This is a genomic window from Cryobacterium luteum, from assembly GCF_900110125.1.
Taxonomy (GTDB): domain Bacteria; phylum Actinomycetota; class Actinomycetes; order Actinomycetales; family Microbacteriaceae; genus Cryobacterium; species Cryobacterium luteum.
The window spans coordinates 88,274-114,588 of record NZ_FOCN01000009.1; the positions used below are offsets into that span (position 1 = coordinate 88,274).

Sequence of the window (26,315 nt, forward strand, 5' to 3'; positions counted from 1 at the left end):
CAAGTTTAGGGGGGTGCTTAGAAGATGCGCACCAGGTTGCGACGCTCGGTCTGGCGATAGCCGTCGCGGTGAACCTCGACGACGAGGGCGGCGATGGATGCAATGGTAACGAGCAGGATTGCGATGAGGACGAACACGAGATGCCTTTCGAAGGAGGTGGAGTGGCCCGGCACGGAGGCGACATTGCTCGTGTTTGACCCTCTCATTTGATCACCCCTAACCGTGCAGCACAATGGCTTTATTCTGCATGAACTCTTTAGACTAGCTACATGGACGTGCAACGACTCGAACTGCTTCGCGAACTTGCCGACCGCGGCAGCGTCACGGCGGTCGCCCTCGCCACCCACCGCACCCCCTCGGCCGTCTCCCAACAGCTCAAGGTGCTCGAACGTGAGGCCGGCCTGCCGCTCACCCAGCGGCAGGGGCGCGGCCTCGTACTCACCGACGCCGGCCGCGCCCTCGCCCGCAGCGCAACGGATGTCGCGGTGTCACTCGCGAAGGCCACCGCGCTCTGGGACGAATTTCGCAACCACGCCTCTGGCGAGGTGAGTCTGGTCACCTTTCCCACCGCCGGCCAGATGCTGCTCCCCGGCGTGATCAAGCAGCTCGGGGCGGACCTCGTGCTCAATTGCGCCGACGAAGACCCCGAACTGAGCGACTTTCCCGCGTTCACGGCCGAGTATGACATCGTGCTCGCCCACTCGATGAGCGGCCAGCTGTCCTGGGCGGGCCGCGGGTTGAGCGTCGTTCCGCTCATGACCGAGCCGCTGGATGTGGGCCTGCCGGTGGGGCATCCGCTGGCCGATCGCGCCTGGGTCGGCCCCAGAGACCTCGTCGGTGAGACCTGGATCGGCGTGACCGACGGCTACCCGTTCGAGCGCATTCTGCACGCGATCGAGCAGGAAGCCGGCTCGCGGTTGTCGATGTCGCAGCGCTTTGCCGACCTCGCCCTGATCGAATCGTTCGTGATTGCCGGGCTGGGCATCGCGCTCGTGCCGCGGTACACCTCGGGCGGCGGGCAGCCCGGCCGCGTCGTGCTCAAACCGCTGCGCGGTGTGGAATCGGAGCGTCAGATCGTGGCCCTGATGCGCCCCGACCGAGCCGAACGGCTGGCCGTGCGCACCGTCGTTGAGGCCCTGCGCGCCGAGGCCGCGCGGGTGCAGCAAGCCCACACCGCTCCGTAGCTCCGCCAGAATGCACCACGTGCCCGATTGGACGGTCCAATCGGGCACTTCTGTGCGGTAGCGGCCAATAACTACTGGTTCTGGGGGAAGCCCAGGTTGATGCCGCCGTGGCTCGGGTCCAGCCACCGACTCGTCACGGCCTTCTCACGGGTGAAGAAGTTCACGCCGGCGGGGCCGTAGGCCTTGGCGTCACCAAACAGGGAGTTCTTCCAGCCGCCGAAGGAGTGGTACGCGACCGGCACCGGAATCGGCACGTTGATGCCGACCATGCCGACCTGCACCTCGTTCTGGAACCGGCGAGCGGCTCCGCCGTCGTTGGTGAAGATGGCAGTGCCGTTGCCGTACTGGCTCGCGTTTATCAGGTCGAGGCCCTCCTGATAGGTGGCCACCCGTACGATCGACAACACCGGGCCGAAGATCTCGTCGAGGTACACGGCCGAATCGACGCTGACCTTGTCGAACAGGGTCGGGCCGAGCCAGAAGCCGTTCGGGTCGCCGTCAACCTTGACACCGCGACCGTCGATGACGATGTCGGCACCGTCAGCCTGGGCGATGTCGATGTAGCCGGCGACCTTGTCGCGGTGCACCTGGGTGATCAGCGGTCCCATATCGCAGTTGCGGGTTCCGTCACCCACGGTGAGGCCCTTGACCCGTTCGGCGATCTTCGCGATGAGCTCGTCGGCGACGGGTTCGACGGCGACGATGACGCTGATCGCCATGCAGCGCTCACCGGCGGATCCGAAACCGGCGTTGACGGCGGCATCCGCTGTCAGGTCGAGGTCGGCGTCCGGCAGCACCAGCATGTGGTTCTTGGCTCCGCCGAGCGACTGAACGCGCTTGCCGTGCTTGGCCGCGGTCTCGTAGATGTAGCGGGCGATCGGGGTGGAGCCGACGAAGGAGATGGCCTGCACGTCGGGGTGCACGAGCAGCGCGTCGACGGCCTCCTTATCGCCGTGTACGACGTTGAGCACCCCGGCGGGAAGTCCGGCTTCGGTGAACAGTTCGGCGAGCCAGTTCGAAGCACTCGGGTCTTTCTCGCTCGGCTTGAGCACGACGGTGTTGCCGGCCGCGATGGCGATCGGGAAGTACCAGAGCGGCACCATGGCCGGAAAGTTGAACGGGCTGATGATGCCCACGACGCCGAGGGACTGGCGCAGCGTGTACACGTCGACGCCGGTCGAGACGTTCTCGGAGTACTCCCCCTTGGACAGGTGCGGCATTCCGAGCGCGAATTCGACGACCTCGAGCCCGCGGATGATCTCACCGAGCGCGTCAGAGGTGACCTTGCCGTGCTCGGCGGTGAGGATCTCGGCGAGGTCACCCTTGCGCGCGTTAAGCAGCTCGCGAAAGTTGTACATGATGGTCTGGCGGCGGGCCTGGCTCATATCGCGCCAGGCCGGGTAGGCGGCCTGGGCGACCGCGACGGCGTCGTCGAGGTCGGCCGTGCTGGCCAGCAACACGTTCTTGGCAACCTGGCCGGTGGCCGGGTTGTAGACGGGTGCGGTGCGGGTGGACGTGCCGGCGGCCGGTGCGCCGTTGACGTAGTGCGTGATGGTGGGGAGGTCGGTCATGAGTGGTGCCTTTCAGTTGATGCGATTAGGAAAGAAGGTCGAGGCTGAGCACCTCGTCGTAGATGGCGAGCGCCTCAGCCACCTCGTCGTCGGTGACGACACAGGGCGGCACGACGTGGATGCGGTTCTCCATGAGAAACGGCAGCAGGCCGCGACCGAGCAGTTCGGCCTTGACGCGGGCCATGACGGCGGCGCTCACCGGTTCGCGGGTGTCGAGGTCGGTCACGAGTTCGACCGCCCAGAACACTCCGACACCGCGCACGTCGCCGATGATCGAGTGCTTGGCCTGCAGGGCTTTCAGGCCCGGCTCGAGCACGTCGCGGCCGATGCGGGCGGCGTTCTCAACGATGCCCTCGGCCTCCATCGCGTCGAGGGCGCCGACGATCGACGCCATGGCGAGCGGATGCCCGCTGTAGGTGAGTCCGCCGGGAAAAACCGTCTCGTCGAAGTCGGCGGCGATGGCGTCGGAGATGACCACGCCACCGGTGGGCACATACCCGGAGTTGACGCCCTTGGCGAAGGTGATCAGATCGGGAACGACGTCATAGGCCTGGAAGGCGAACCAGTTTCCGGTGCGGCCAAAGCCGCACATGACCTCGTCGAGGATGAGCACGATGCCGTACTTGTCGCAGAGCGCACGAACGCCGGGCAGGTAACCGGCCGGCGGCATCATGATCCCCGCGGTACCGGGAATCGACTCGAGCAGAATGGCGGCGACCGACGCTACCCCTTCGCCCTGAATGACGCGTTCGAGGTGGTGCAGCGCACGGGCGCATTCCTCGGCCTCGCTGGTGGCCCAGAATTCGCTGCGGTAGAGGAATGGTCCGAAGAAGTGCACGTGGCCGCGCGCATATTCGTTGGGAATGCGGCGCCAGTCGCCGGTCGCGACCACGGCCGCACCGGTGTTGCCGTGGTACGACTTGTAGAGCGAGAGCACCTTGTCGCGTCCGGTGTGCAGGCGGGCCATGCGCATGGCGTTCTCATTCGCATCCGCTCCCCCGTTGGTGAAGAACACCTTGTTGAAGCCGGCCGGGGCCCGGTCGGTGATGCGTTTGGCGGCCTCGCCACGGGCGAGGTTGGCCGTTGAGGGCGCGATGGTGGTCAGCAGCGCGGCCTGCTCTGTGATGGCCTGCACCACGGCCGGATGCTGATGGCCGATATTCACGTTCACCAGCTGACTCGAGAAGTCCAGATAATGTCGACCGTCATGATCCCAGACGCGGCAGCCCAACCCGCCGGCGATGACGAGCGGCTTTAATGCCGCCTGTGCCGACCAGGAATGGAAGACGTGCGCCCGGTCGAGTTCGCTGGTGCGCGCGTTGAGGCTTTGGGTAATGGTGTCAGTCACGAATATCGCTGGCTTTCTCTGTGGGTGGTGTGAATCGGAAAGTTTGTGGGGCCGGGCGGCCCGGTCGGGGCCGCCCGGCCGGGTGTAGTTAGTTGCCGCCCTCGTTGAGGGTGACCTCGGTGGGCGTCCAGTCGGCACCCTTCACGTCGACGCCGTCGGCCGTCAGCTCGTCGAGCGCCTGCTGCACGTACTCGTTGGAGTAGGCGGTGGCGGGCGGTTCGGTGGTGATGATGGTCGCGCCGGTCTCGTTCTTGGTGTTGAGGGCGATGTCGACCGTGTTGGCCCAGGCAGCGTCATCGATGAGTCCGACGCCATTTTCCGAGGGGAAGATGAGCTTGCTGACCTCGTTGGTCATCCACAGCTGGTGGCTCTGGCCGAGCGAGGAGCCCGCGGCGGTCACGATGGCCGCGGCTTCTTCGGGGTTGGTGCCGGCGTAGATCCAGCCCTTGATGGAAGCCTTGATGAACTTCACCGTGTTGGCGGCGTAGTCCGCGTCGCTCTCCAGCTGGTCGGCATTGGCCCAGATGGCGTCCTGGAGCATGGCCGTACCCTCGTCGTTCCAGTCGATGACGTTGAGCTCATCGGGCTGGTACAGCTCATTGGTGTCGGGGTTCACGGTCTCGAGCACCTGGGCGTATTCGTTGTAGGTCATCGCCTGGGCCGCATCGATGTCGCCGGAGAGGAAGGCGTTCATGTCGAAAGCCTGCTGGATCAGGGAAATATCATCGAGAGCGACATCGGCCTGCTGCATGCCGGCGAAGAGTTCCCACTCGTTGCCGAAGCCCCAGCTGCCCACGTTCTTGCCGGCCAGGTCGGCGGCAGTCTCGATGCCCTGGTCCTTGAAAGAGATCTGGGTGGTGGCGCTGCGCTCGAAGATCTGGGCGACGTTGGTGATGTTCGCGCCCTGCTCGATCGAGCCGAGAACCTTGGGAACCCACGAAATGGCGTAGTCCACGTCACCGGCCGCGAGCACATCCTGCGGCACGATATCGGGGCCACCCTCGACGATGGTCACGTCGAGTCCCTCATCTTCGTAGAAGCCCTGGTCGACGGCGGCGTAGTACCCGGCGAACTGGGCTTGGGCGACCCACTGCAGTTGCAGGGTGATGGGCGTGAGTTCGCCGGCGGCATCCGGTGAAGGGGTGTCGCTGGCGGTGCTGCAGCCAGACAGTACGAGCGCGCCGACAGCCGTGATCGCGCCGACGGTGCCGAGCCAGTTGATGCGGTGTTTCATGGTGCCTCCTTGGTTACTGGTGCTGTGTGTGGTTGCGGGTGACGAGCGTCTCCACGATGAGAGCTGCACAGTAGAAGGCGAGGCCGAGAATGATGGAGCCGAGCACGTAGGCCCAGGCGAGGCCGTAGTTGCTGCTCGATGCGGCCGAGGTGATCGATTTGCCGAGGCCACCGACCGGTCCGCCGAAGTATTCGGCGATGAGGGCGCTGATCACGGCGAGCGACGATGCTATGCGCAGCCCGGTGAAGACGAAGGGCAGCGCGGTCGGCAGAGTGACGGCCCGGGTGGCCTGCCAGTTGGTGACGGCGTAGGCGCGCATGAGGTCGCGGTGAACCGGGCGCACCATGCGTAGCCCCTTGAGAGTGTTGAAGTAGACCGGCACGAACACGGCGAGCGCCGCGACGAGCTGCCGGGCGGTCTCAGCGCCGGCGCCGAACATCGTGTAGAGCACCGGGGCGAGCGCCACGATCGGCACCACCGAGAGGGCGGCGACGACCGGAGCGGCCATCCCGTCGAACAGGCGGGCCAGCGCCGACACGATCGCGAGCGCAATGCCGAGCAGGGCACCGATGACGAGGCCGATCAGGGCATTGCGACCGGTGACCGCCATGCCGTTGGCCACGTTCTGCAGGTTGGCGGTGAATTCGGCGCCGATCGCAAACGGAGCGGGCAGAATGAACGCCTTGATGGCGAGCCCGGTGACGAGACCCTGCCACAGCAGAATGACGGCCACCCCGAACACGATCGGCGCGAGCACGATCTGGAGCAGACCTGGCTGAGCGGTTCTCATCGCGTCTCAACCCCGCGAACGCCCGTCGGGTTGATTCCGGCTTCGTCACCGTGCAGCAGCTCACGCACCTGGCTGAGCGCGTGGAAGAATCCTTCGTCTTCACGCAGGTCTTCACCGCGGCCACTCATTTCGCCCAGTCCCACACTCACGATGGAACGGATGCGTCCGGGTCTGGGCGACATGACCACTACCCGGTTGGAGAGGAACACCGCCTCGGGGATGGAGTGGGTCACGAAGACCACGGCCGCCTGCGTTTCGGCGCAGATGCGCACAAGTTCGTTCTGCATGCGCTCGCGGGTCATCTCGTCGAGGGCGCCGAACGGTTCGTCCATCAGTAGCAGGCTCGGGCTTTCGGCGAGCGAGCGGGCGATCGCGACGCGCTGCTGCATGCCGCCGGAGAGCTGGTCGGGGTAGTGGCTCGCGAAGTCGGCGAGCCCGACCAGGGCGATGAGTTCGGCTGCGCGCGCCCGCCTGGCCGCCTTACCGACCCCGTGCAGTTCGAGCGGCAGTTCGATGTTGCCCGCCACGGTGCGCCAGGGCAGCAGGCCGGCCTGCTGAAAGGCGATGCCGTAGTCCTGGTCGATGCGGGCCTGTCGGGCCGGCTTGCCGAACACCTCGATGCTGCCGCTCGTCGGCACGTCGAGGTCGGCGACGAGCCGCAGCAGGGTGCTCTTGCCGCATCCGCTCGGCCCGATCAGGCTGACGAATTCGCCGGGCGCGACCGTGAGGCTCACATCGTCGAGAGCGGTGACGCCGGAGCCTTTGCGGGCCGCGAAGATGCGCGTCACACCCTGAACACGTACCGCGGGCACATCGTTAGTCATGCTCGTGCTCATGTAGACACTTCTCCCCTGCGAAAACGGCGAAGGAACAGGCCGATCAGACCGACAAATCCGGCGGCAACGAGGCCGACCAGGATCGATCCGAAGATGGGCGCCCAAGGCTTGCCCGGGTCACCGCCGGCGGCGCCGGCGTACTCCACGATGAGCCGGCCAATGCCACCGCGCAGACCGATGGACACCTCGGCCACGACGCTGCCGACGACGGCGCTGACCGCGGCCAGGCGCAGGGCCGGCAGCAGGTAGCCGACGCTGGCCGGCAGGCGCAGCCGCCACAGGATCTTCCACCAGCCCACCGCGTAGCAGCGCATGAGGTCGACGTGGTTGGCGTCGGGCGAACCCAGGCCGCGCAGGGCGCCGATCGAGACGGGGAAGAACGCGAGGTAGGAGGCGATCAAGGCCACCGACATCCAGCTTTCCCAGGTGAATTCGCCGAACTGGAGCTGCGCGCCCCAGCGCCGCACGAGCGGGGCGATCGCGATGAGGGGCACGGTCTGGCTGAGTATGATCCAGGGCAGAATGGCCGACTCGGCCAGGCGAAGGCGCTGCATCAGCAGTGCGAGCGCGAGCCCGACGGTCACGCCGACCAGCCAGCCGACCGCTGCGATGCCGAGGGTGAACAGCGAACCGGCGAGCACCGCCTGCCACAGCGGCAGAGCGGATGCCGCGCCCGTCACCGGCTCGAACAGTCGCTCGAACATGACCGCGAGGTGCGGCATCGCGAGGTCGGTCGTGCGCGGCAGCACCGTGACGCCGCCGAGCACAACGCCGTCGGCCGGCCCGACGGTTTTGTAGAGCTCCCAGACCAGGCCGAGCAGCGCCAGGCCGGCCAGACCGAACACGCCCGCGCGCAGGCGCGGGCGCACAACGGTGCTCCGGCGGTGGGGTACCCGCAGTTCAGGTACTCCGAGCGCGCCGCGGTTGAGCGGGGCGGTCCGCTCGGTCTGGGTGGGCATCCGCTTGGCTATTTCTTGGCCGTGATGGCGTCGGTCAGGGCCGGGATCACGGTTTCGCCGTAGACCCGCATGGTCTCTTCCTTGTTGTCGTGCTGCAGGTAGCCGGCGAACTGGTCGACGCCGAGGTCTTTGAGCGCCTCGAGCTTCTCGATGTGGTCCCTGGCCGTGCCGAGCAGGCAGAACCGGTCCACGATCTCGTCGGGCACGAACGCGGCGTGCTCGTTGCCGGCTTTGCCGTGCTGGTTGTAGTCGTAGCCCTCGCGGTCCTTGATGTAATCGGTGAGCGCTTTCGGCACGGCCGAGTCAGCACCGTACTTGGCGACGATGTCGGCCACGTGGTTGCCGACCATGCCGCCGAACCAGCGGCACTGGTTACGCATGTGATCCCAGTCCTCACCGATGTAGGCGGGCGCGGCGACGCAGAACTTGATCGCCAGGGGGTCCCGGCCGGCGTTGGAGGCTGCGGTGCGTACGCTGTCGATCATCCACTCGGCGACATCGAGGTCGGCCATCTGCAAAATGAAGCCGTCGCCGACCTCGCCGGCGAGCTTGAGTGCGAGAGGACCGTAGGCGGCGACCCAGACGTCGAGGCTCGAGCCACGACTCCACGGAAATTGCACGGTGGCACCGTTGTACGCGACCGGGCGGGAGTTGGCGAGCTCCCGAATGACGTGGATGGACTCGCGCAGCGTCTTCAGCGTGGTCGGGGCGCCGTTGGTGGTGCGCACCGCCGAGTCGCCGCGGCCGATGCCGCAGATGGTGCGGTTGCCGTACATCTCGTTGAGGGTCGCATAAGCGGATGCTGTGACGGTCCAGTCGCGGGTGGCCGGGTTGGTGACCATGGGGCCGACGATGATCTTGCTGGTCTCCGCCAGGATTCGGCTGTAGATCACGTAGGGTTCCTGCCAGAGCAGGTGTGAGTCGAAGGTCCAGACGTGGCTGAACCCGTGCGCCTCGGCCAGTTTGGCCAGTTGCACGGTGCGCGCCGACGGCGGGTTGGTCTGCAGTACTGCTCCAAAATCCATGTCAGCCCCTTAGATGAGGTACTGGCTCAGGCCGCGCTTGATGTAACGACCGTCACCCTTGGTGCCGAGGTAGGTGTTATCGTCGACGACGACTTTGCCGCGGGAGATGACGGTGTCGACGTGGCCGTCGATCTCGTAGCCTTCCCAGGCGGAGTAGTCCATGTTCATGTGGTGGGTCTTGTCTACTCCAATGGAGGTGTGTCCGTTCGGGTCGTAGATCACCACGTCGCCGTCGGCGCCTGGGGCGATCACGCCTTTCTGGCCGTACATGCCGAACATGCGGGCCGGGGTGGTTGAGCACACCTCGACCCAGCGTTCGAGCGAGATCTTGCTGTCGACGACGCCCTGGTAGAGCAGGTCCATGCGGTGTTCGACGGAGCCGATGCCGTTGGGAATCTTGGAGAAGTCGGTCAGGCCCATGTCTTTCTGGCCCTTCATGCAGAACGGGCAGTGGTCGGTGGAGACCATCTGAATGTCGTTCGTTCGCAGGCTTTGCCACATGTGGTGCTGGTGGCCCTCGGCTTTGGCGCGCAGCGGCGTGGAGCAGACCCACTTGGCGCCCTCGAACCTGCCCCATTCCTCGCTCTCTGCCCCCAGGTTGTCTTCGAGTGAGAGGTAGAGGTATTGCGGGCAGGTCTCGCCGAACACGTTCTGGCCGCTATCGCGAGCCTGCGCAATCTGGTCCACGGCCTGCTTGGCCGACACGTGCACTACATAAAGAGGAGCGCCGGTGAGGTTGGCGAGCATGATCGCGCGGTGGGTGGCCTCTTCCTCGGCCTGCCAGGGCCGGGTGAGGCCGTGGTAGAGCGGGCCCGTGTTGCCGGCGGCGACCGCCTGCTGCACGAGCAGATCGATGACGCTGCCGTTCTCGGCGTGCATCATGATCATGCTGCCGTTCGTCGCCGCGCGCTGCATAGCCTTGACGATCTGGCCGTCGTCGCTGAGGAACACCCCCTTGTAGGCCATGAACAGCTTGAAGCTCGTGACACCCTCGTCGACGAGTTCGTCCATCGCCGTCAGCGAGCTGTCTTGCACATCACTGAGAATCTGATGAAAACCGTAATCAATGGCGCACTGTCCGGCGGCCTTCTGCTGCCAGGTGGCGTAGCGCTCGAGTACGTCTTCGCCGGCGTACTGCACGACGAAGTCGACGATGCTCGTGGTGCCGCCCCAGGCTGCCGCGCGGGTGCCGGTTTCGAAGGTGTCACTGGCCTGGGTGCCGCCGAACGGCATCTCCATGTGGGTGTGGGCGTCGATGCCGCCGGGAATGACGTATTTGCCGCCGGCGTCGATGACACGGTCGACGTTGGCCGCCACATCGAAGCCGAGCAGGGTCGAGCCCGGTGCGAGTACGGCGGCGATTTTCTCGCCGTCGATGAGCACGTCGGCGAGCCCTCGGCCGGTGGCGTTGACCACGGTACCGTTCTTGATCAAAGTCTTCATGGCATCCTCCGTTGGGTCAGCTCGAACTAGGGCGCGACGAGGGGCTCGTAGGAGTCGGGGCGACGGTCGCGGTAGAACTGCCAGGAGTTGCGTACCTCACGGATTACGCCGAGGTCGAGGTCGCGCACCAGGATCTCCTCGGTGTCGGTCGAGGCGCGTTCTCCCACGTAGTTGCCCTTGGGGTCAACGAAGTAGGAGCTACCGTAGAAGGTCACGGCTTCGTCGCCGAACTCGGCTTGTTCGTTGCCGATGCGGTTGTTCGCGCCGACGTAGTACTGGTTGGCGACGGCGGCGGCGGGCTGTTCGAGTTCCCACAGGCGGTTCGACAGCCCGGGTTTGGTGGCCGAAGGGTTGAACACGATCTCGGCGCCGTTCAGGCCGAGCGCACGCCAGCCCTCCGGGAAGTGGCGGTCGTAGCAGATGTAGACGCCGATCTTGCCGTACTTCGTGTCGAAGACCGGATAGTCGGTGTTGCCCGGTCGAAAGTAGAACTTTTCCCAGAACTGCGGCAGGTGCGGGATGTGGTGTTTGCGGTACTTGCCGAGGTAGGTTCCGTCGGCGTCGATGACCGCGGCGGTGTTGTAGAGCACGCCGGGCTGTTCTTCTTCGTACATCGGCACGACGATGACCATCTTGAACTCGCTCGCGAGCTTTTGGAATCGTTCGACGATGGGGCCGGGTACGGCCTGCGCGTAGTCGTAATATTTGGCGTCCTGCACGATGCCGAAGTACGGGCCGTGGAAGAGTTCCTGGAAGCAGATCACCTGCACGCCCTGGGCGGCGGCGGTGCGCACGAACCCTTCGTGCTTCTGGATCATGGATTCTTCGTCGCCGGTCCAGGTGGCCTGAGTGATGGCGGTTCGAACAATCTGGCTTGTGTCAACAGTCATGCTGTGCCTTCCACTTGCTTCGTTAGTCAAGGGCCGATACGAACCGCGCTGTTCGTATTGTTATTATTTGACGTAAACATTTCAAATGTGTTTCTCTGTGTATCGCACGCATTAATCATCCTGTCGCCCGACGCAGCCAGAGGCAAGAGCAATGCAGAACTTTATCGACGAAATCGAGCAGCGCACGCCCGCAGGCATCGCTGCGGCCATCGGCCGGCTGATCGCGTCCGGTCGACTCGCCCCGGGCGATCGCCTGCCCACCGTTCGAGTGCTCGCCGGCGAGCTCGGTGTCAGTCCCGCGACGGTCAGTCACGCCTGGCAGGCGCTCTCAGCGGTCGGCCTGATCGTGTCGCGTGGTCGGGGCGGCACGTTCGTGCAGGATGCCGCCCCCAAGTGGCTGCCGGCGCGCAGCCAGTCAATGATCGGCGCGGTTGGTCCCGCCCGCCTCGACCTGTCCCGCGGCACGCCGGACCCGCGGTTATTGCCGTCACTCGGGCCGGCCCTCTCCCGAGTGGCGCAGCGGGCGGTGACACCGAGCTACCAGGACCTGCCCATCCTTCCGGAGTTGCTCGAGGTGCTGCGCGGGTCGTGGCCGTACCCGGCCGAGGCCATCACCATCGTTGACGGTGCCCTCGACGCCATCTCTCGCTGCCTCGACGCGGTCACCCGGTTCGGTGACCGGGTCATTGTGGAGAACCCGTCGTTTCCGCCGTTTTTCGACCTGCTCGACCAGCTCGGCCTGGAACGCCTGCCGGTGCCCGTAGACGAGCACGGCATCATTCCGGCCGACTTCGCCGCAGCCCTGAAGCTCGGTCCGGCCGTCGTGCTGCTGCAGCCGCGGGCGCAGAACCCCACCGGAGCGTCGATGACCGCGCAGCGGGCTGAGGAACTGGCCAGGCTGATGCAAAACACCCCGGCGAGCGCCGACACCATCGTGATCGAAGACGATCACTCCGCCGAGATCAGCATCGCGCCCGAGGTGAGTCTCGGGCTCTGGCTGCCCGGCCGCACCCTGCACGTGCGCAGTTTCTCGAAGTCGCACGGCCCCGATCTGCGCATGGCGGCGCTCGGCGGACCGGCCGCGCTGATCGACCCGATCGTATCGCGGCGCATGCTCGGCCCGGGCTGGACCAGCCGCATGCTGCAGACGATTCTGCACGACCTGCTCACCAACGGCGAGAGCATGGCGCAGGTCGGCGAGGCGCGCCGCATCTACTTTGCCCGCCAGCGCGCCCTCGCCGACGCCCTCGCCGGGTTCGGGCTCGACGTGGTGCAGGCCGACGGCATCAACACCTGGCTGCCGGTGCAGAACGAGCGTGACGCCCTCGTGCGCCTGGCCGCTTCCGGTATTAGGGTGGCTGGCGGCTCGCCGTTTCTCGCCACGGACGATGGCCCCGCGTTCATTCGGGTGACCGCCGGCGCCCTGCCCGACGACGTTACGCCGGTGGCGGAGGCGCTGGCCGCGGCGGCGCATCCGCTCGAATCGACCGTGCACCCGGTCGGGGCGCGCTGGGCGTAGCCGCGGGAGGGCGCAGGCCTCGGCAGGGGTTTAGGGTTAGGGCAGACCACCGGTTTGCTTTGACCGGCCCCGCTGGCCTGGATTTGGGCTGAGGTCCACCTTTATTCCGCCAGTTGAGCCGAAAGAGACCTCATGAATCGAATCATCGTGCGCACGGCCGGGGGAGTCACCGCACTGGTCGCCGCGTCCCTGCTGCTCAGCGGATGCGCCGCAACGGTCACCCCCGCCGCCACGCCCGCCAAAACCCCGGCGACCAGCGCGAACTACCCGCTCACGGTGCTCAATTGCGAATCGACCGTCACGGTCACGTCGGCCCCTGAACGCATCGTGTCGATCAAGTCCTCGGCGACCGAGCTGCTGCTCGCGCTGGGGGTCGGTGACCGCATCGTGGGCTCGGCCTTCCTCGACGGCCCGCTGCCAAAATCGCTCGCCACCGCCGGAGCCGATCTCAACGTGATCAGTGATTTCCTTCCCGGCCAGGAGGCCGTGCTCGGTCTGAACCCTGACTTCATCTATGGCGGTTGGGAGTCCAATTTCAGCGCCGACGGGGTGGGTGAACGCGCTGCCCTCGAAGCGCTCGGCGTGGGCAGCTATGTCTCACCGGCCGCGTGCAAGGGCGAGCGGATGCCCGACCCGCTGACCTTCCCGACGGTGTTCTCCGAAATTGAGGAAGCCGGCAAGATCTTCGATGCGCAGCCCGCCGCAGACGAACTCGTGCGCAGCCTGGAATCCGATCTCGCCGGTCTGGTGCCATCCACCGACGGTGCCACCGCGCTCTGGTATTCCAGCGGCACGACCACCCCCTACGTCGGCGCCGGCATCGGTTCGCCAGCCATGATCATGGAGGCCGCCGGGCTCACCAACATCTTTGCCGACGTCAGTGACACCTGGACGTCGGTGGGCTGGGAGTCGATCATCGAGGCCAATCCGGGCATCATCGTGCTCGTGGATGCCAGCTGGAACACGGCCGCCGCGAAGATCGCCCACCTCGAATCGGACCCGGCCACGCAGGTGCTCGACGCCGTGAAGAACCAGCGCTACATCATCCTGCCGTTCGCCTCGACCGAGGCCGGCCTGCGCAACGTCGAAGCCGCCGCGTCGACCATCGCGCAGCTGGCCGCTCTGAACGAGTGACACCCTCCCCCGTCTCGCGGAGGCTGGAGTGACTCGGGCTCGCTACCTCGGGTGGCTCGTCGCTGCCGCCATCGCATTGATATTGGTGTGCGGGATGGCGGTGACCATCGGGCCGGCCGCGGTGAGCCTCGCGCAGGTGGCCGGCAGCATCGGCGCGCACCTGGGCCTCGCGACCGAGCCGGTGCCGCTGCTCATCGACTCGATCGTCTGGCAGTTGCGCCTGCCCCGGGTGCTCACCGCCGCTCTGGTCGGTGTCGGCCTCGCGCTGAGCGGAGCGGTGATGCAGAGCGTGACGCGCAACCCGCTCGCCGACCCCTACCTGCTCGGGCTGTCGAGCGGGGCATCCGTCGGCGCGGTCTGCGCGGTCATTCTCGGTATCGGCTTTGTTTTGCCGGCCGCCGCTTTTACCGGCGCGCTGCTGGCCCTCGTGGCGACGCTGAGCATCGCCAAGGTCGGCGGCACGATCACTCCGGTGCGGGCGGTGCTCGCCGGGCTGGCCATCGCGCAGCTCGCGGGAGCCCTCACCTCATTCATCATCTTCTGGGCGGCCAAGGGTGACTCTTACCGGGAGATCCTCAACTGGCTGCTGGGTTCGGTGGCCGGCGCCACCTGGACCAGCGTCGCGATTGCGGTGACGGCGGTCACCGTCGTGGGCACCGGCATCCTCGTCTCGGCGACCCGGCTCGACGCGTTCGCGTTCGGCGACACCTCGGCGGCGAGCCTCGGCATCAACGTGAACCGCACCCGCTGGGCGTTGCTCGGGGCCGTCGCCCTGCTGACCGGTTCGATGGTGGCCGTCAGTGGCTCGATCGGGTTCGTCGGGCTCATTCTGCCGCACCTCGTGCGCGGTATCAGCGGGCCGGGACACCGCCGGCTGCTGCCGCTCGTCGCGGTCTGCGGTGCCCTGTTTTTGGTCATCGCCGACACGCTCGCCCGCACGGTGTTCGACCCGCGCGAACTGCCGGTGGGCATCATCACCGCGTTCATCGGCGTGCCCGTGTTCATTCTGCTCATCAAGAGAAAGAAGTCACACCTGTGGGCGTAGACCTCGACCGGCTGTCCTTCGCCATCGACGGCGCCCCGATTTTGCGCGACGTGTCGGCGTCGCTGCCGACCGGCACGGTGACCGGCCTGCTCGGCCCGAACGGCGCCGGTAAATCCACCCTGCTGCGGCTCATCGCCGGCATCGACACAGCGGATGCCGGCAGCGTCACGCTCGACGGCGTCACGATCGGCTCGTTGAGCCGGCGCGACGCGGCCCGACGCATTGCCCTGCTCGAACAGAATGCGGCGCCGAGCGTGGAGCTGACCGTGCTCGAGGTCGTGCTGCTCGGGCGCATTCCGCATCGCACGAAACTCATGGGTTCGTTCAGCGGCCACGAGGATCACGCCGTCGCGTTCGACGCCCTCGCAGCCGTCGGCGCCGGGGCGCTTGTCGATCGCTCCTGGCACACGCTGAGCGGCGGGCAGCAGCAGCGGGTGCAGATTGCCCGAGCGATGGCGCAGCAACCGAGCTTGCTCCTGCTCGACGAACCGACCAACCACCTCGACGTGAGCGCCCAGCTGTCGCTGCTCGGCCAGGTGCGGGATCTCGGGGTGACGGCGATCATGGCCCTGCACGACCTCAACCTCGCGTCGGCCTATTGCGACCATATTCTTCTGCTCGACGGCGGCATGCTCGTGGCTTCGGGCACGCCAGCCGAGGTGCTCACCCCCGAGGTCATCGGCAACGTCTACGGGGTGGAGTGCTTCATCCTGAAACATCCGCGCGGCGGGCATCCGGTCATTGTGTATTCGGCGGCGTCATGATGAGTCCCGATCTGACGCGTGTCACCGTGTTGGCGGGCGGCGTCGGCGGTGCCCGGTTCACCCGCGGCCTGCTGGCCCACCTCGCCGTCACGGCGCCCGAGGCGGCCGTGACGGTGATCGTCAACACCGGTGACGACATGTGGCTGGATGGGCTGCGCATTTGCCCCGACCTGGACACCGTCATGTACACCCTCGGTGGCGGGATCAACGAGGAGCAGGGCTGGGGGCGTCCCGATGAGTCCCGGCGGGCTTCGTCCGAGATCGCCGCCTATGGTCGCGGCTGGTCCTGGTTCACCCTCGGCGATCTCGACCTCGCGACGCACATTGTGCGCACCGACCTGCTGCGCAGCGGATCAACTCTGAGCGAGGCGACCGAATTCCTCTGTCGCCGCTGGCAGCCGGGGGCCAGGCTGCTGCCGATGAGTGACCAGCCGGTGGAAACCCACGTATGCCTTGCCGAGAATATCGACGATCACGCCGCGGGTGACTATATTCACTTTGAGGAATGGTGGGTTCGTTACCGGGCCCGGGTCGCGATCACGAGGTTCGAGCAGCGCGGACTGGCCGAGGCCGTGGCCGCGCCGGGCGTACTCGAGGCCATCACCGCGGCCGACCTCGTGGTGCTGCCGCCGTCAAACCCGGTCGTCTCGGTCGGAACGATCCTCGCGGTGCCGGGGGTGCGCGAGGCGCTGCGTTCCACGGCGGCCCGGGTGGTGGGCGTGTCTCCGATCATCGGCGGCGCGGCGGTGCGCGGCATGGCCGATGCCTGCCTGCACACGATCGGCGTTGAGACCAGCGCCCTCGCCGTCGGCCGGCATTACGGCGCCCGCAGCGCCGGTGGACTCCTCGATGCCTGGCTGATCGACGAAACGGATGCCGCCGCGCTGCCGGCGCTGGCGGCCGCCGACATCCGTTCTGCTGCCGTGCCATTGTGGATGACCGACTTGGCGTCGACGACCGCGATGGCCGCTGCCGTGTTGATGCTGTGATTCAGAGCAGCGCGCTCGTATGCGGCCCGAGCCCGAGAGCGCGGGCCGCAGCTAAATCGGCCGCGGTGTCGACGTCGCGGTGCAGGGAGGAGCTTGCCGGCAGGGCGAGCACCACGTGGCCGGCGGCCTCGTGCACGGCGCGGGAGTCGAGACCGAACCGTGGTGTGAGAGCCACGCCCGCGCGGGCGAACAGGGTCGTCGTTCCCACTCCTTCGGCGTCGGCCACCATCGAGCGCGGGTGCGCTGCGGCGAGGGCGAATCCGGTTTCGAGGTCGGCCGGTCGCAGGGCGGGCAGGTCCCCGGTCATCACGGCCAGATTCGCTTGGGGGCAGGTCTGGCGAGCAGCCGCCAGGCCCTGCTCGATCGCGGCGTTCAAGCGGGCCTGGCCCGTTTCCGCCCAGGTTTCCGCCCAGGTTTCTGCCGCGGGGTGTTCCGGGACGACGATCGCGCCGAGCTCGGTGAGCAGCTCGCCCAGCCGTGCATTGCCCGTCACCACGAACACGTACTCCACCGCGGATGCCGCCACCAGCGCCGCCACCGTATCGAGCGCGAAGGCGTCGGCGAGCGCCGCTCGCCCAGGGACGCCCCTGAGTCGGCTCTTCGCCCCTACGCTCCCCTTCACCGGAACGACGACCACCCAGCGTGGTTCGGCGCGCAATTCGTCCATGGCGAAACGCTAGCAGCGTCGCGCACCCCCGACGCGCGGTAGCCTGAAGGGTCGACTGCAAACATCCGTCGGCCCGAACTCGTTCCTTTGAACGGCCCAGGAGGCTCCATGTCACTCACCACCCAGTCGCGCACGCTCCCCATGGCGATTGTCACCTACCTCGAGCGCAGCGCGAGCGCCAAGCCCGCCTCAGCCAGAGCGACCTTCACCGAGAACGCTGTCGTCGTCGATGATGGCAAGACCTACACCGGCGAAGCTGCCATCGCCGCCTGGCTGGCCGGCTCCGCTGCGGAGTTCGAGTACACGACCACCCAGCTGCGCGTTGAGAAAGACGAAACGGCCACGACCGTCGTCAACCGCGTTGAGGGCAACTTTCCCGGCCGCAGCGTCGACCTGAACTACCGCTTCGAGCTCGACGCCGACAGTGGCCTGATTCAGGCCCTCACGATCTCGATCTAAGCCCGGCGGCAAACCCCTCGGCGTACGCTTCCGCCGTGCCCAGCCGAAACATGTCGGTGTCGCTCGGGCGCTGCAGCGCCCGAGCGCCGACCGCATCGAGGTCGCCGACCAGCCGGCCGAGTCCCCGCACAACGACGACCGGGTTACCGCTGGTCTTGCCCTTGACCAGATCGGCGGCACCGGCGATCTCGTCGGCAACCGCAGCGACGGTGACGTCGAGGCGGCGACCGGAGGCATCCGCTGTGCCGCGCAGGTCGTCGAGCACCGCAAGTCCGGCCGCGCCGATGGCGATGTCGGTCTGGCCCTCGCGCCATGGGCGCCCGGCGGTGTCGGTGATGAGCACGCCGAGTCGCAGCCCGGTGCGCTCACGCAAAGCCGAGCAGATGGCCCGTGCCGACCGGTCCGGATCGACCGGCAGCAGCAAGACGAGACCGTCGGGCGCGTTGCTCGTGTCGACGCCGGCCGCGGCCATCACCAGTCCCTGCCGGTTTTCGACGATGCGGGTCACCCCGCCCGGGTGCTCCCGCGAGGCCACGACGCGCACGGTCTCGTCGGTGATCGCTTGCTCCCGGTCGGCAGCCAGCACGGTGCGGCCCTCGGCCTTGGAGACGATCTTGCTGGTCACCGCAACAATGTCGCCATCGAGCAGGCGCGACTGTGCGGCCTCCGCGATGAGGGCGGCCAGGTCGTCGCCGGCCCTGATCTCGCCGAATCCTCCGAGCGTGAACACCTTGAGGCCGAACAGGTTCATGGCGCCGACTTCTGCAGCGGCGGCGTCGGGCAGCGCGTCGTGCGGCATTTACCGAACGAGTTTCGGCAGAACGGATGCGCCGAACACGTCGATCCACTGCTTCTGATTGCGGCCCACGTTGTGCAGGTAGATGCGATCAAAGCCAAGGTCGACGAACTTCTGAATGTATTTGCGGTGCTCGTCAGGGTCGGCCGAGATGATCATGCGGCCCTCGAAGTCCTCCGGTCGCACCAGCTTGGCCATCTGTTCGAACTCGAACGGCGAACGGATGTCTCCCTTCGGAAACTTCATCCCGCCGTTCGGCCACTCGTGCAACGCGTTGGTCATGGCCTCTTCGTCGGTCTCGGCCCAGCTCATGTGCAGCTGCAGCACCTTGGGCATCAGCGAGGGATCCTTGCCGGCTTCGCGGGCGCCATCGTCGAACTTTCCGAACAGCATCGAGATCTTCTCGAGCGGCGCACCCACCGTGATGAGGCCGTCGGCGAGTCGGCCGGCGCGCTTGGCGGTGACCGGGCCGGCGGTGGCGACCAGAATCTCGGGGGCCACCTCGGGCATCGTCCACAGCCGGGTCGATTCGAGCTTGAAAAACTGGCCGGAATGCTTGACGTCCTTGCCGGCGATCGATCCGGCGAACAGTTTGGAAATGATCTCGATGGCTTCGAACATGCGGTTGATGCGCTCGGGTGCTTCGGGCCAGTAGCCGCCGACGATGTGTTCGTTCAGGGCCTCACCGGAGCCGAGGCCGAGCCAGTGCCGGCCGGGGTACATCGAGGCGAGTGTCGCGGAGGCCTGGGCGACCATGGCCGGGTGCCAGCGAAAAGTCGGGGCGGTCACACCCGGGCCGAAATCTCCCCTGGTGCGCTCGGCGACCGCGGCGAGCACGCTCCAGACGAAGCTCGACTGGCCCTGCGCGGGAACCCACGGTTGAAAGTGGTCGGCCGCCATGACGCCGGTGAAACCGTGCTCCTCGGCGTAGGCAGACAGTGCGACCGCTTCGGCCGGTGCGAACTGCTCCAACATGGCCGCGTAGCCAATCTGCAACTCCGTCATTTGTGACCTTCCTGTGCATCGGTGTTTTGTCCCCATTCAAGCGCAACACGAGCGGGCGCGCATTCGATACCGCGAAGGCGCCAGCCGCTGCCCGTCATAATCCGCTGCCCGTCATCGTCCACTGCCCCGCATCATCCACTGCCCCTTATAGGCTGGTGAAATGCGAATTGCCACCTGGAACGTCAACTCCGTTCGTGCCCGCTCCGGGCGAATCGTCGACTGGATGGAACGCGAGGACATCGACGTTCTCGCCATGCAGGAGATCAAGTGCAAACCCGAACAGTTTCCGTCGCAGGTGTTCGAAAACGCCGGCTACGACCTGGCCATCCACGGCCTGAGTCAGTGGAACGGTGTGGCGTTCGCCAGCCGTGAGCCCATGACGGATGTCGTCACCGCCTTCCCGAATATGCCCGGCTTTTTGAAGGGTGCGGTCGGGCCGGATCAGCCGCTCGAGGCGCGTGCCCTCGGCGTGACGGTGAACGAACTGCGGTTATGGAGCCTGTATGTGCCGAACGGGCGCGCCCTCGGCGACCCGCACTACGCCTACAAGCTGGCCTGGCTGAAGGCCCTTCAATCCCACGCGGCCGGGGAACTGAGCCGAAACCCCACGCTCGCTTTGGCCATGATGGGTGACTGGAACGTCGCCCCCCGCGACGAAGACATGGGCGACCCGAGTTTCGTGCCCGGTCAGTCCACCCACATCTCACCCGAGGAACGGGCGGCGTTCGACGCTTTCGAACAGGCCGGGCTGGCCGACGTGGTGCGGCCGATCGTGCCGGAGGGGTTCACGTTCTGGGACTACAAGCAGCTGCGGTTTCCGCGCAACGAGGGTATGCGCATCGACTTCATCCTCGGCTCGCCCGTCTTCGCTGACCTCGTGACGGATGCCAGCATCCACCGCAATGAGCGCAAGGGCGATGCCCCGAGCGACCACGTTCCGGTGCTCGTCGACCTCGATCTGGGCGACGACGACGACGACCGTCCGATGATCTTTTAGGTCGTACCCCTGCTTCTCACCGGATGGGGTTGTCGCACTCCCCGGCGGGGTCTACTGTTCTCTGGGAACGCAAGGATCTCAGGTGACGAGGGCAGTCTATTCATTGTTCGCAGTGGTTGCGGGTGCAACCCTCGTTCTGACCGCCTGCGCGGGCTCGACCCAGACGCCCGACCACTTCGACGATGCCGGTGCCGCGACCGCCACGTCGGTGCACTTCACCGCTTCCGGCGACATTTCCTCCAGTGCGGCGGCAGCGGCCACACTCAACCAGGTGGGTGCCATCGCTCCGGATCTCCACTTCGCTCTCGGCGACCTGTCCTACGGTCAGACCGGCGCCGAGCAGGCCTGGTGTGACTTCGTCACCGCGCGGGTCGGAGCAGGGTTCCCGTTTGAACTCGTGTCGGGAAACCACGAGAGCAACGGTCTGAACGGCAACGTCAACGATTTCACGGCCTGCCTGCCGAATCAGCTCGCGGGATTGGTCGGAACGTACGGGCGGCAATACTACGTCGATGTTCCGCAGGTCAATCCGCTCGTGCGTTTCATCATGATCTCCCCGGCGCTCACCTACCCCGATGGGGTCTGGTCCTACGCCCTCGGCAGCCCCCGCTATCAATGGACCGCCGACACCATCGATGATGCCAGGTCAGCAGCGATTCCCTGGGTGGTGGTGGGAATGCACAAGCCGTGCCTGACGGTCGGGCAGTACGGGTGTGACCCAGGGGCTGCGCTGATGAACCTGCTGGTCAGCAAGCGGGTGGACCTCGTGCTGAACGGTCATGAGCACCTGTATGCCCGCAGTAAGCAGCTGGCCCTCGGCGCTTCCTGTTCCCAGATCGTGCCAGGCAGCTACTCCGCCGGCTGCGTCGCCGATGACGACAGCACCCTGGTTCGGGGAGCCGGAACGGTATTCGCCATTGTCGGAACCGGCGGGACTCCGCTGCGAGATGTGTTCGCCACCGACCCGGAGGCGCCCTATTTTGCCGCGTCCTCCGGACTCAACAGCAGTCCCAGCTTCGGCAACCTCGACGTGTCAGCCACCCCAGACTCACTCACCGCCCAATTCGTGCCGGCAACGGGCGCGTTCACGGATTCCTTCACGATTGCGGCGGGGGGTCCGCAGCAAAACCTGCCTCCGGTCGCGTCGTTCACCGCATCGTGCACCAACCTGACGTGCAGCCTGGATGCATCAGAATCGTCCGACCCGGACGGGACGCTCTCCGGCTATGTCTGGAATTTCGGGGATGGAACAACCGGAACCGGCCGGGTCACCTCCCACGACTATGCGATTGCCGGTGACTACACAGTCACCCTGACTGTGACCGACCATGCCCGCGCGACCGGGACCGCCACGCGCGGTGTCGCTCCGACGCAGCCTCCGGACGCCACCGTGCTCGCGACCGACGCGTTCACGCGCACGGTTGCCAATGGCCTCGGAACGGCACCGGTCGGCGGCACCTGGTCGACGACCGGAACGGCCAGCATGTATTCCGTCAACGGCACCGGCCGACTGCGCCTCGCTACGGCAGGCACGACGGCAAACGGTTTTCTCAACCAGCTGTCCTCCACCGCGAGCGACCTGCTGTTCACCGTGTCGGTCGATAAGGCCCCGATCGGAACGGGCACCTACGTCTCGGCCAGCGGTCGAAATGTCGTCGGCGTGGGCGCCTACCGCGCCAAGATCGTGCTGCGCTCCACCGGCCTCGTCGGGATTTCACTCGTGCGCGTGAATTCGTCGGGCGGCGGGGAAGTGTCGCTGCAGTCGGCGATCAACGCACCGGGACTCAGCTTCGCCGCCGGCGATCAGCTCAAGGTTCGGGTGTAGGCCACCGGAACGAACCCGACCACGATGCGCGCCAAAGTATGGAAGCTCGGCACGACCGAACCCGCGACCTGGCAGCGATCCACAACGGATGCGACGGCCGCGCTCCAGGCGGCCGGCGGCGTCGGGGTCAGCCTCTATGTGTCGGGTTCGGCGACGAACACGCCGGTCATTGGAAGCATCGACGATCTGCTCGTCGTGCAGCCTCAGAACTGACCAGTCACCCCGGTCGGGGATACTGGAGCCATGACTTCACAAGAGTCGGATCCCTTCGCACCGGTAACACCGCCCGCGTCAGCATCCGTGACCGTTTCCATCACTCGCACGGTCGACCCGGCGCGCTTCACCGAGGCCAGCGAATGGGTACAGTTCGGCATCAACCTCGCGCACAGATACCCCGGGTTTCTCGGGTCAGGCTGGGTGCGTGGCAGCGAAGAATCCGCGACCTGGAACATGCTCTACCGTTTCTCCAACCACGAGAGCCTCGAAGCCTGGGAGAACTCGGATGAGCGCACCGAATGGCTCGAAGCCGGCACCGACCTCGTGCTCGACGCCCACGTGGAGAAGCGCACCGGCATCGAGGGCTGGTTCGACACCATGCAGCAGGCCCCACCAGGAACGCCCGCCCTGCTGCCGCCGCCGCGCTGGAAGCAGGCGATCAGCATCTGGCTCGGTTTTTTTCCGGTCAACCTTGCTTTCACCCTGCTCGTGACCTGGCTGGTTCCCGCCTGGGGTGACGTCGCCACGGCGCTGAAGGTGCTGCTGACCACCCTCGTGCTCACACCGCTCATGGCCTACTTCGTGCTGCCGTGGGTCACCCGGATGCTGCGCCCCTGGCTGCAGAGACAGCCTCGCTAGCGCCCACCCCGCTCGCGCCAACACCAACGGCACCCGTCGCCGACCGTGAAGTCGACGGCACGTGCCGTTGCAGTTCGTGCAGGCTGGTTAGGCGGAAACCTTTTCGGGCGACCGGTACTTCGGGTGGGCCTGTTCGGCAGCCGCGTCGAACTCGGCGTCGATGGCGGTGTTCGGCTTGTAGGTGGCCAGCGAGACGATGACGGCAACCAGCAGGCTGGCTCCGAAGCCAGGCACGATCTCATAAAGCACGTCGCCGAGCGGCGAGCTGCCCCAGATGAACACGACGACGGCACCGGTGACCATGGAGGCCAGGGCGCCCCAGGTGGAAAGCTTCTTCCAATAGAGGGAGAGCAACACCACCGGACCGAAGGCGGCACCGAACCCGGCCCAGGCGAAGCCGACCAGGTCGAGAATGGTCGAGTTCTGCTGCAAGGCGATGAGTCCGGCGACGACCGCAACGAGCAGCACGCCGATCCGGCCGAGCATGACCAGCTGCTTCGGCGAGGCCTCCTTGCCCACGATCTTGTACAAGTCCTCCACGAGCGCCGACGATGAGACGATGAGCTGAGACGAGATGGTGCTCATGATCGCGGCGAGAACGGCGGCCAGCACCAAGCCGGCGATGAAGGGGTGGAACAGGGTCTGTGAAAGCAGCAGGAAGACCGTCTCCGGGTTGGTCAGTGACAGGTCCGGGTTCTGCTGAAAGTACGCGATGCCGATCAGGGCGGTGGCAACGGCACCGAGCGCGGTCGCGATCATCCAGCCGATGCCGATGCGACGGCCGGCCGTGGCGTCCTGCGGGCTGCGCATGGCCATAAACCGCACGATGATGTGCGGCTGACCGACGTAGCCGAGCCCCCAGGCTGCGGCGGAGATGACGCCGAGAACGGAACCGCCGGCGGTCAGTGAGAGCAGACTCGGGTCGACCTCGCGGATTGATTCGAGGGTCGCCGTGACTCCACCGGTGGCGTTGAGCGCCACGAGTGGAACGGCGATGAGCGCGGCAAGCATGAGAAGTCCCTGGGCGACATCGGTGAGGGTGGCGCCGAGGAAACCTCCAAAGAGCGTGTAGAGCAGGGTGACGCCACCGACGATCAGCATGCCCATGAGGAAGGTAGAGCCGAAGGACTCCTCGAAGAACACGCCACCGGCCACCATGCCGGAGGAGACGTAGAACGTGAAGAACACGAGGATGATCGCGCCGGACACGACCCGCAACAGGCGAGACGTGTCTTTAAGCCGATTCTCGAAGAAGCTCGGAATGGTGATCGAGTCATTGGATACCTCGGTGTAGGAGCGCAGCCGCGGGGCCACGTACTTCCAGTTGAGCCATGCGCCGATGGTGAGGCCGATGGCGATCCAGGCTTCGACCAGCCCGGACACGTAGATCGCACCGGGGAGCCCGAGGAGGAGCCAGCCTGACATGTCAGAGGCACCGGCGCTCAGGGCTGCTGTGCCCGGTTTGAGTCCGCGGCCGGCGAGCATGTAGTCGTCAAGATCCTTGGTCTGGCGAAAGGCGAAGTAGCCGATGGCCACCATGCCGGCGAGATATAAAACGATGGCGATTAATTGAAATGTTTGATCCGTCAATGGGATTCCTTTGTTGGGATGCCCGACGTACTGGACGTGATTACCCGAGGTGCCGGGCAAGCTCAAAGCTTCAGTCTCGCAGAATGACGGGCTCTTTACCATTTTTTGTCCCCCATTTGCCCACCAAGCCCGGTGTCACAGCGTGGTCATTCGCCCTTCACTTTCCCTTTTCGGAAGAATTGGATACAGTATCCAAATGATTGGTATTGAGGACGTGACACCCGCGACCGGGCCGCTGGACGGCATCCGTGTGGCCGACTTTTCCCGCGTGCTCGCGGGGCCATTCGCCACCATGATGCTCGCCGATTTCGGTGCCGATGTCATCAAGATCGAGCATCCGCTCGGCGATGACACTCGCGCCTGGGTGCCGCCGGTCGATGAGAACGAAATGGGCAGCTATTTCGCGAGCGTCAACCGTAACAAGCGCTCGGTGGTGTGCGATCTGCGCACCGACAGCGGCCTGACCGAGGCGCGCGAACTCGCGCTGAACGCCGACGTCGTGATCGAGAACTTTCGCCCCGGCGTCATGGAGCAGTACGGCCTCGACTACGCCGCGCTCCAAACCGTGCGCCCCGAACTCGTCTACTGCTCGATCACCGGATTCGGCCGCTCCGGCGGTGCTGCGTTGCCCGGTTATGACCTGCTCGTGCAGGCGGTCGGTGGGCTGATGAGCGTGACCGGCTCTCCCGATTCGGAGCCGAGCAAGGTGGGCGTCGCCCTCGTCGACGTACTGACCGGCCAGAACGCGGTCGTGGGTATTCTCGCGGCGCTGCGCTCACGCGACCAGACCGGCCGGGGCCAGCGAGTCGACGTCAACCTGCTCTCCTCCCTGCTCGCGGGTCTGGTCAACCAGGCCTCGAGCACCCTCGCCACCGGCGTTGCGCCGAAACGGCTCGGCAACGCCCACCCGAGCATCGCGCCGTACGAGACCTTTCGCACCCGGGACGACCCGATCGCGATCGCCGTCGGAACCGACAAACAGTTCAGCGCCCTCGTACAAGTGCTCGGTCTGCCCGACCTTGCCGGTGATGCCCGTTTCGGTACCAATGCGAATCGTCTCGCGCACCGCGCCGTACTCAAGGCGTTGCTCGAGGAAGCGCTTGCGACGCGTACGGCCGCCGACTGGACAGCACGGCTGTCGGTGGCTCGGGTACCGGCCGGCAAGGTGAATTCCATCGCGGAGGCCCTCGACCTGGCGGCTCTGCTCGGTCTGGCCCCCGTTGTTTCGGTGACCGATTCGGTCGGGTCGCGAATGAGCCGGCAGATCGCCAATCCGATCAGCCTCTCCGACACCCCGGCTCGCTATTTGCGTCCGCCGCCCCTGCTCGGCGAACACGCCGGTGCAACCTTCTTCTCGACCCGCCAACCATAAGCATCCGCTTTACCGACC

At 66.2% G+C, this 26,315-nt stretch carries 26 protein-coding genes; 12 read left to right on the plus strand and 14 right to left on the minus strand.

The features are described from left to right. Window positions 1–17 precede the first annotated feature (17 nt). Window positions 18–206, minus strand: coding sequence for a hypothetical protein (locus BMW72_RS18445; protein WP_134361236.1), 189 nt, complete (start codon window positions 204–206; stop codon window positions 18–20). 63 nt (window positions 207–269) lie between these two features. Between BMW72_RS18445 and BMW72_RS10725 the strand changes: the two genes are divergently transcribed. Beyond that, complete coding sequence (locus tag BMW72_RS10725; protein WP_092110383.1) at window positions 270–1,184, plus strand: LysR family transcriptional regulator; 915 nt, start codon at window positions 270–272, stop codon at window positions 1,182–1,184. A 71-nt stretch (window positions 1,185–1,255) separates the two neighbouring features. On the opposite strand, the gene BMW72_RS10730 is transcribed toward BMW72_RS10725, so the two are convergent. The 9 genes from BMW72_RS10730 to BMW72_RS10770 all read right to left on the minus strand — a co-directional run bounded on the left by BMW72_RS10730 (window position 1,256) and on the right by BMW72_RS10770 (window position 11,280). Continuing rightward, window positions 1,256–2,755 carry a CoA-acylating methylmalonate-semialdehyde dehydrogenase gene (locus BMW72_RS10730; RefSeq protein WP_092110385.1) on the minus strand — a complete coding sequence of 500 codons (1,500 nt, stop codon included), beginning with the start codon at window positions 2,753–2,755 and terminating at the stop codon, window positions 1,256–1,258. A gap of 25 nt (window positions 2,756–2,780) precedes the next feature. Further along, the gene (locus tag BMW72_RS10735) at window positions 2,781–4,103 is read right to left on the minus strand and encodes an aspartate aminotransferase family protein (protein WP_241984006.1); all 1,323 of its coding nucleotides are present in this window, start codon (window positions 4,101–4,103) and stop codon (window positions 2,781–2,783) included. Window positions 4,104–4,191: 88 nt separating this feature from the next. After that, window positions 4,192–5,337, minus strand: a complete 1,146-nt coding sequence (locus BMW72_RS10740; protein ID WP_092110386.1) for an ABC transporter substrate-binding protein — start codon at window positions 5,335–5,337, stop codon at window positions 4,192–4,194. 13 nt (window positions 5,338–5,350) lie between these two features. Beyond that, window positions 5,351–6,127 carry an ABC transporter permease gene (locus BMW72_RS10745; RefSeq protein ID WP_092110388.1) on the minus strand — a complete coding sequence of 259 codons (777 nt, stop codon included), beginning with the start codon at window positions 6,125–6,127 and terminating at the stop codon, window positions 5,351–5,353. Continuing rightward, on the minus strand, window positions 6,124–6,951 hold the full coding sequence (locus tag BMW72_RS10750; protein WP_198410982.1) for an ABC transporter ATP-binding protein: 828 nt from the start codon (window positions 6,949–6,951) through the stop codon (window positions 6,124–6,126). Before BMW72_RS10750 ends, BMW72_RS10745 begins: the two co-directional genes overlap by 4 nt. A gap of 8 nt (window positions 6,952–6,959) precedes the next feature. Further along, window positions 6,960–7,922: an ABC transporter permease gene (locus tag BMW72_RS10755; RefSeq protein ID WP_092110391.1), complete on the minus strand. Its 963-nt coding sequence runs from the start codon at window positions 7,920–7,922 to the stop codon at window positions 6,960–6,962. Window positions 7,923–7,930: 8 nt separating this feature from the next. Further along, window positions 7,931–8,947, minus strand: a complete 1,017-nt coding sequence (locus BMW72_RS10760; RefSeq protein ID WP_092110393.1) for a TIGR03842 family LLM class F420-dependent oxidoreductase — start codon at window positions 8,945–8,947, stop codon at window positions 7,931–7,933. 9 nt (window positions 8,948–8,956) lie between these two features. Next, the gene (gene hydA, locus BMW72_RS10765; RefSeq protein ID WP_092110394.1) at window positions 8,957–10,390 is read right to left on the minus strand and encodes a dihydropyrimidinase; all 1,434 of its coding nucleotides are present in this window, start codon (window positions 10,388–10,390) and stop codon (window positions 8,957–8,959) included. Window positions 10,391–10,416: 26 nt separating this feature from the next. Then, window positions 10,417–11,280, minus strand: coding sequence for a nitrilase-related carbon-nitrogen hydrolase (locus BMW72_RS10770; RefSeq protein WP_092110396.1), 864 nt, complete (start codon window positions 11,278–11,280; stop codon window positions 10,417–10,419). A gap of 151 nt (window positions 11,281–11,431) precedes the next feature. On the opposite strand from BMW72_RS10770, the gene BMW72_RS10775 reads away from it, so the two are divergent. The 5 genes from BMW72_RS10775 to cofD all read left to right on the plus strand — a co-directional run bounded on the left by BMW72_RS10775 (window position 11,432) and on the right by cofD (window position 16,731). Next, window positions 11,432–12,799 carry an aminotransferase-like domain-containing protein gene (locus BMW72_RS10775; RefSeq protein WP_092110398.1) on the plus strand — a complete coding sequence of 456 codons (1,368 nt, stop codon included), beginning with the start codon at window positions 11,432–11,434 and terminating at the stop codon, window positions 12,797–12,799. A gap of 132 nt (window positions 12,800–12,931) precedes the next feature. After that, window positions 12,932–13,933 (plus strand): putative F420-0 ABC transporter substrate-binding protein, encoded by a 1,002-nt coding sequence (locus BMW72_RS10780; protein ID WP_092110400.1) that lies wholly within the window; start codon window positions 12,932–12,934, stop codon window positions 13,931–13,933. Between the two features lie 28 nt (window positions 13,934–13,961). Next, entirely contained in the window at window positions 13,962–14,978 is a 1,017-nt protein-coding gene (locus BMW72_RS10785; RefSeq protein ID WP_241984005.1) for a putative F420-0 ABC transporter permease subunit, read from the plus strand. Then, window positions 14,969–15,742: an ABC transporter ATP-binding protein gene (locus BMW72_RS10790; protein WP_092110403.1), complete on the plus strand. Its 774-nt coding sequence runs from the start codon at window positions 14,969–14,971 to the stop codon at window positions 15,740–15,742. Before BMW72_RS10785 ends, BMW72_RS10790 begins: the two co-directional genes overlap by 10 nt. Next, window positions 15,742–16,731, plus strand: coding sequence for a 2-phospho-L-lactate transferase (gene cofD, locus BMW72_RS10795; protein ID WP_092110404.1), 990 nt, complete (start codon window positions 15,742–15,744; stop codon window positions 16,729–16,731). The genes BMW72_RS10790 and cofD overlap by 1 nt, the downstream gene beginning before the upstream one ends. A 1-nt stretch (window position 16,732) precedes the next feature. Here the strand turns inward: cofD and cofC are convergent, their stop codons facing one another. Further along, a complete protein-coding gene (gene cofC, locus BMW72_RS10800; protein WP_092110406.1) occupies window positions 16,733–17,398 on the minus strand; it encodes a 2-phospho-L-lactate guanylyltransferase in 666 nt (221 codons plus the stop codon). A gap of 108 nt (window positions 17,399–17,506) precedes the next feature. On the opposite strand from cofC, the gene BMW72_RS10805 reads away from it, so the two are divergent. After that, window positions 17,507–17,857 (plus strand): nuclear transport factor 2 family protein, encoded by a 351-nt coding sequence (locus tag BMW72_RS10805; protein WP_092110408.1) that lies wholly within the window; start codon window positions 17,507–17,509, stop codon window positions 17,855–17,857. On the opposite strand, the gene cofE is transcribed toward BMW72_RS10805, so the two are convergent. Both cofE and BMW72_RS10815 read right to left on the minus strand, forming a co-directional pair. Next, a complete protein-coding gene (gene cofE, locus BMW72_RS10810) occupies window positions 17,841–18,608 on the minus strand; it encodes a coenzyme F420-0:L-glutamate ligase (protein ID WP_092110489.1) in 768 nt (255 codons plus the stop codon). The genes BMW72_RS10805 and cofE overlap by 17 nt on opposite strands. Window positions 18,609–18,656: 48 nt before the next feature. Continuing rightward, window positions 18,657–19,658 carry a TIGR03557 family F420-dependent LLM class oxidoreductase gene (locus BMW72_RS10815; protein ID WP_092110410.1) on the minus strand — a complete coding sequence of 334 codons (1,002 nt, stop codon included), beginning with the start codon at window positions 19,656–19,658 and terminating at the stop codon, window positions 18,657–18,659. A 160-nt stretch (window positions 19,659–19,818) separates the two neighbouring features. Here BMW72_RS10815 and BMW72_RS10820 point away from each other — a divergent pair, with 160 nt between their 5' ends. From BMW72_RS10820 to BMW72_RS10835, 4 genes are all read left to right on the plus strand, one after another. Beyond that, the gene (locus tag BMW72_RS10820) at window positions 19,819–20,655 is read left to right on the plus strand and encodes an exodeoxyribonuclease III (protein ID WP_092110412.1); all 837 of its coding nucleotides are present in this window, start codon (window positions 19,819–19,821) and stop codon (window positions 20,653–20,655) included. A gap of 82 nt (window positions 20,656–20,737) precedes the next feature. Continuing rightward, entirely contained in the window at window positions 20,738–22,480 is a 1,743-nt protein-coding gene (locus tag BMW72_RS18740) for a PKD domain-containing protein (protein ID WP_134450424.1), read from the plus strand. Between the two features lie 24 nt (window positions 22,481–22,504). Beyond that, window positions 22,505–22,693 (plus strand): hypothetical protein, encoded by a 189-nt coding sequence (locus tag BMW72_RS10830; RefSeq protein ID WP_092110414.1) that lies wholly within the window; start codon window positions 22,505–22,507, stop codon window positions 22,691–22,693. 30 nt (window positions 22,694–22,723) lie between these two features. Continuing rightward, the gene (locus BMW72_RS10835; RefSeq protein ID WP_092110415.1) at window positions 22,724–23,335 is read left to right on the plus strand and encodes an antibiotic biosynthesis monooxygenase; all 612 of its coding nucleotides are present in this window, start codon (window positions 22,724–22,726) and stop codon (window positions 23,333–23,335) included. A gap of 87 nt (window positions 23,336–23,422) precedes the next feature. On the opposite strand, the gene putP is transcribed toward BMW72_RS10835, so the two are convergent. Continuing rightward, a complete protein-coding gene (gene putP, locus BMW72_RS10840; protein ID WP_092110417.1) occupies window positions 23,423–24,925 on the minus strand; it encodes a sodium/proline symporter PutP in 1,503 nt (500 codons plus the stop codon). A gap of 196 nt (window positions 24,926–25,121) precedes the next feature. Between putP and BMW72_RS10845 the strand changes: the two genes are divergently transcribed. Further along, window positions 25,122–26,297 carry a CaiB/BaiF CoA transferase family protein gene (locus tag BMW72_RS10845; protein ID WP_092110419.1) on the plus strand — a complete coding sequence of 392 codons (1,176 nt, stop codon included), beginning with the start codon at window positions 25,122–25,124 and terminating at the stop codon, window positions 26,295–26,297. Window positions 26,298–26,315: the final 18 nt, after the last annotated feature.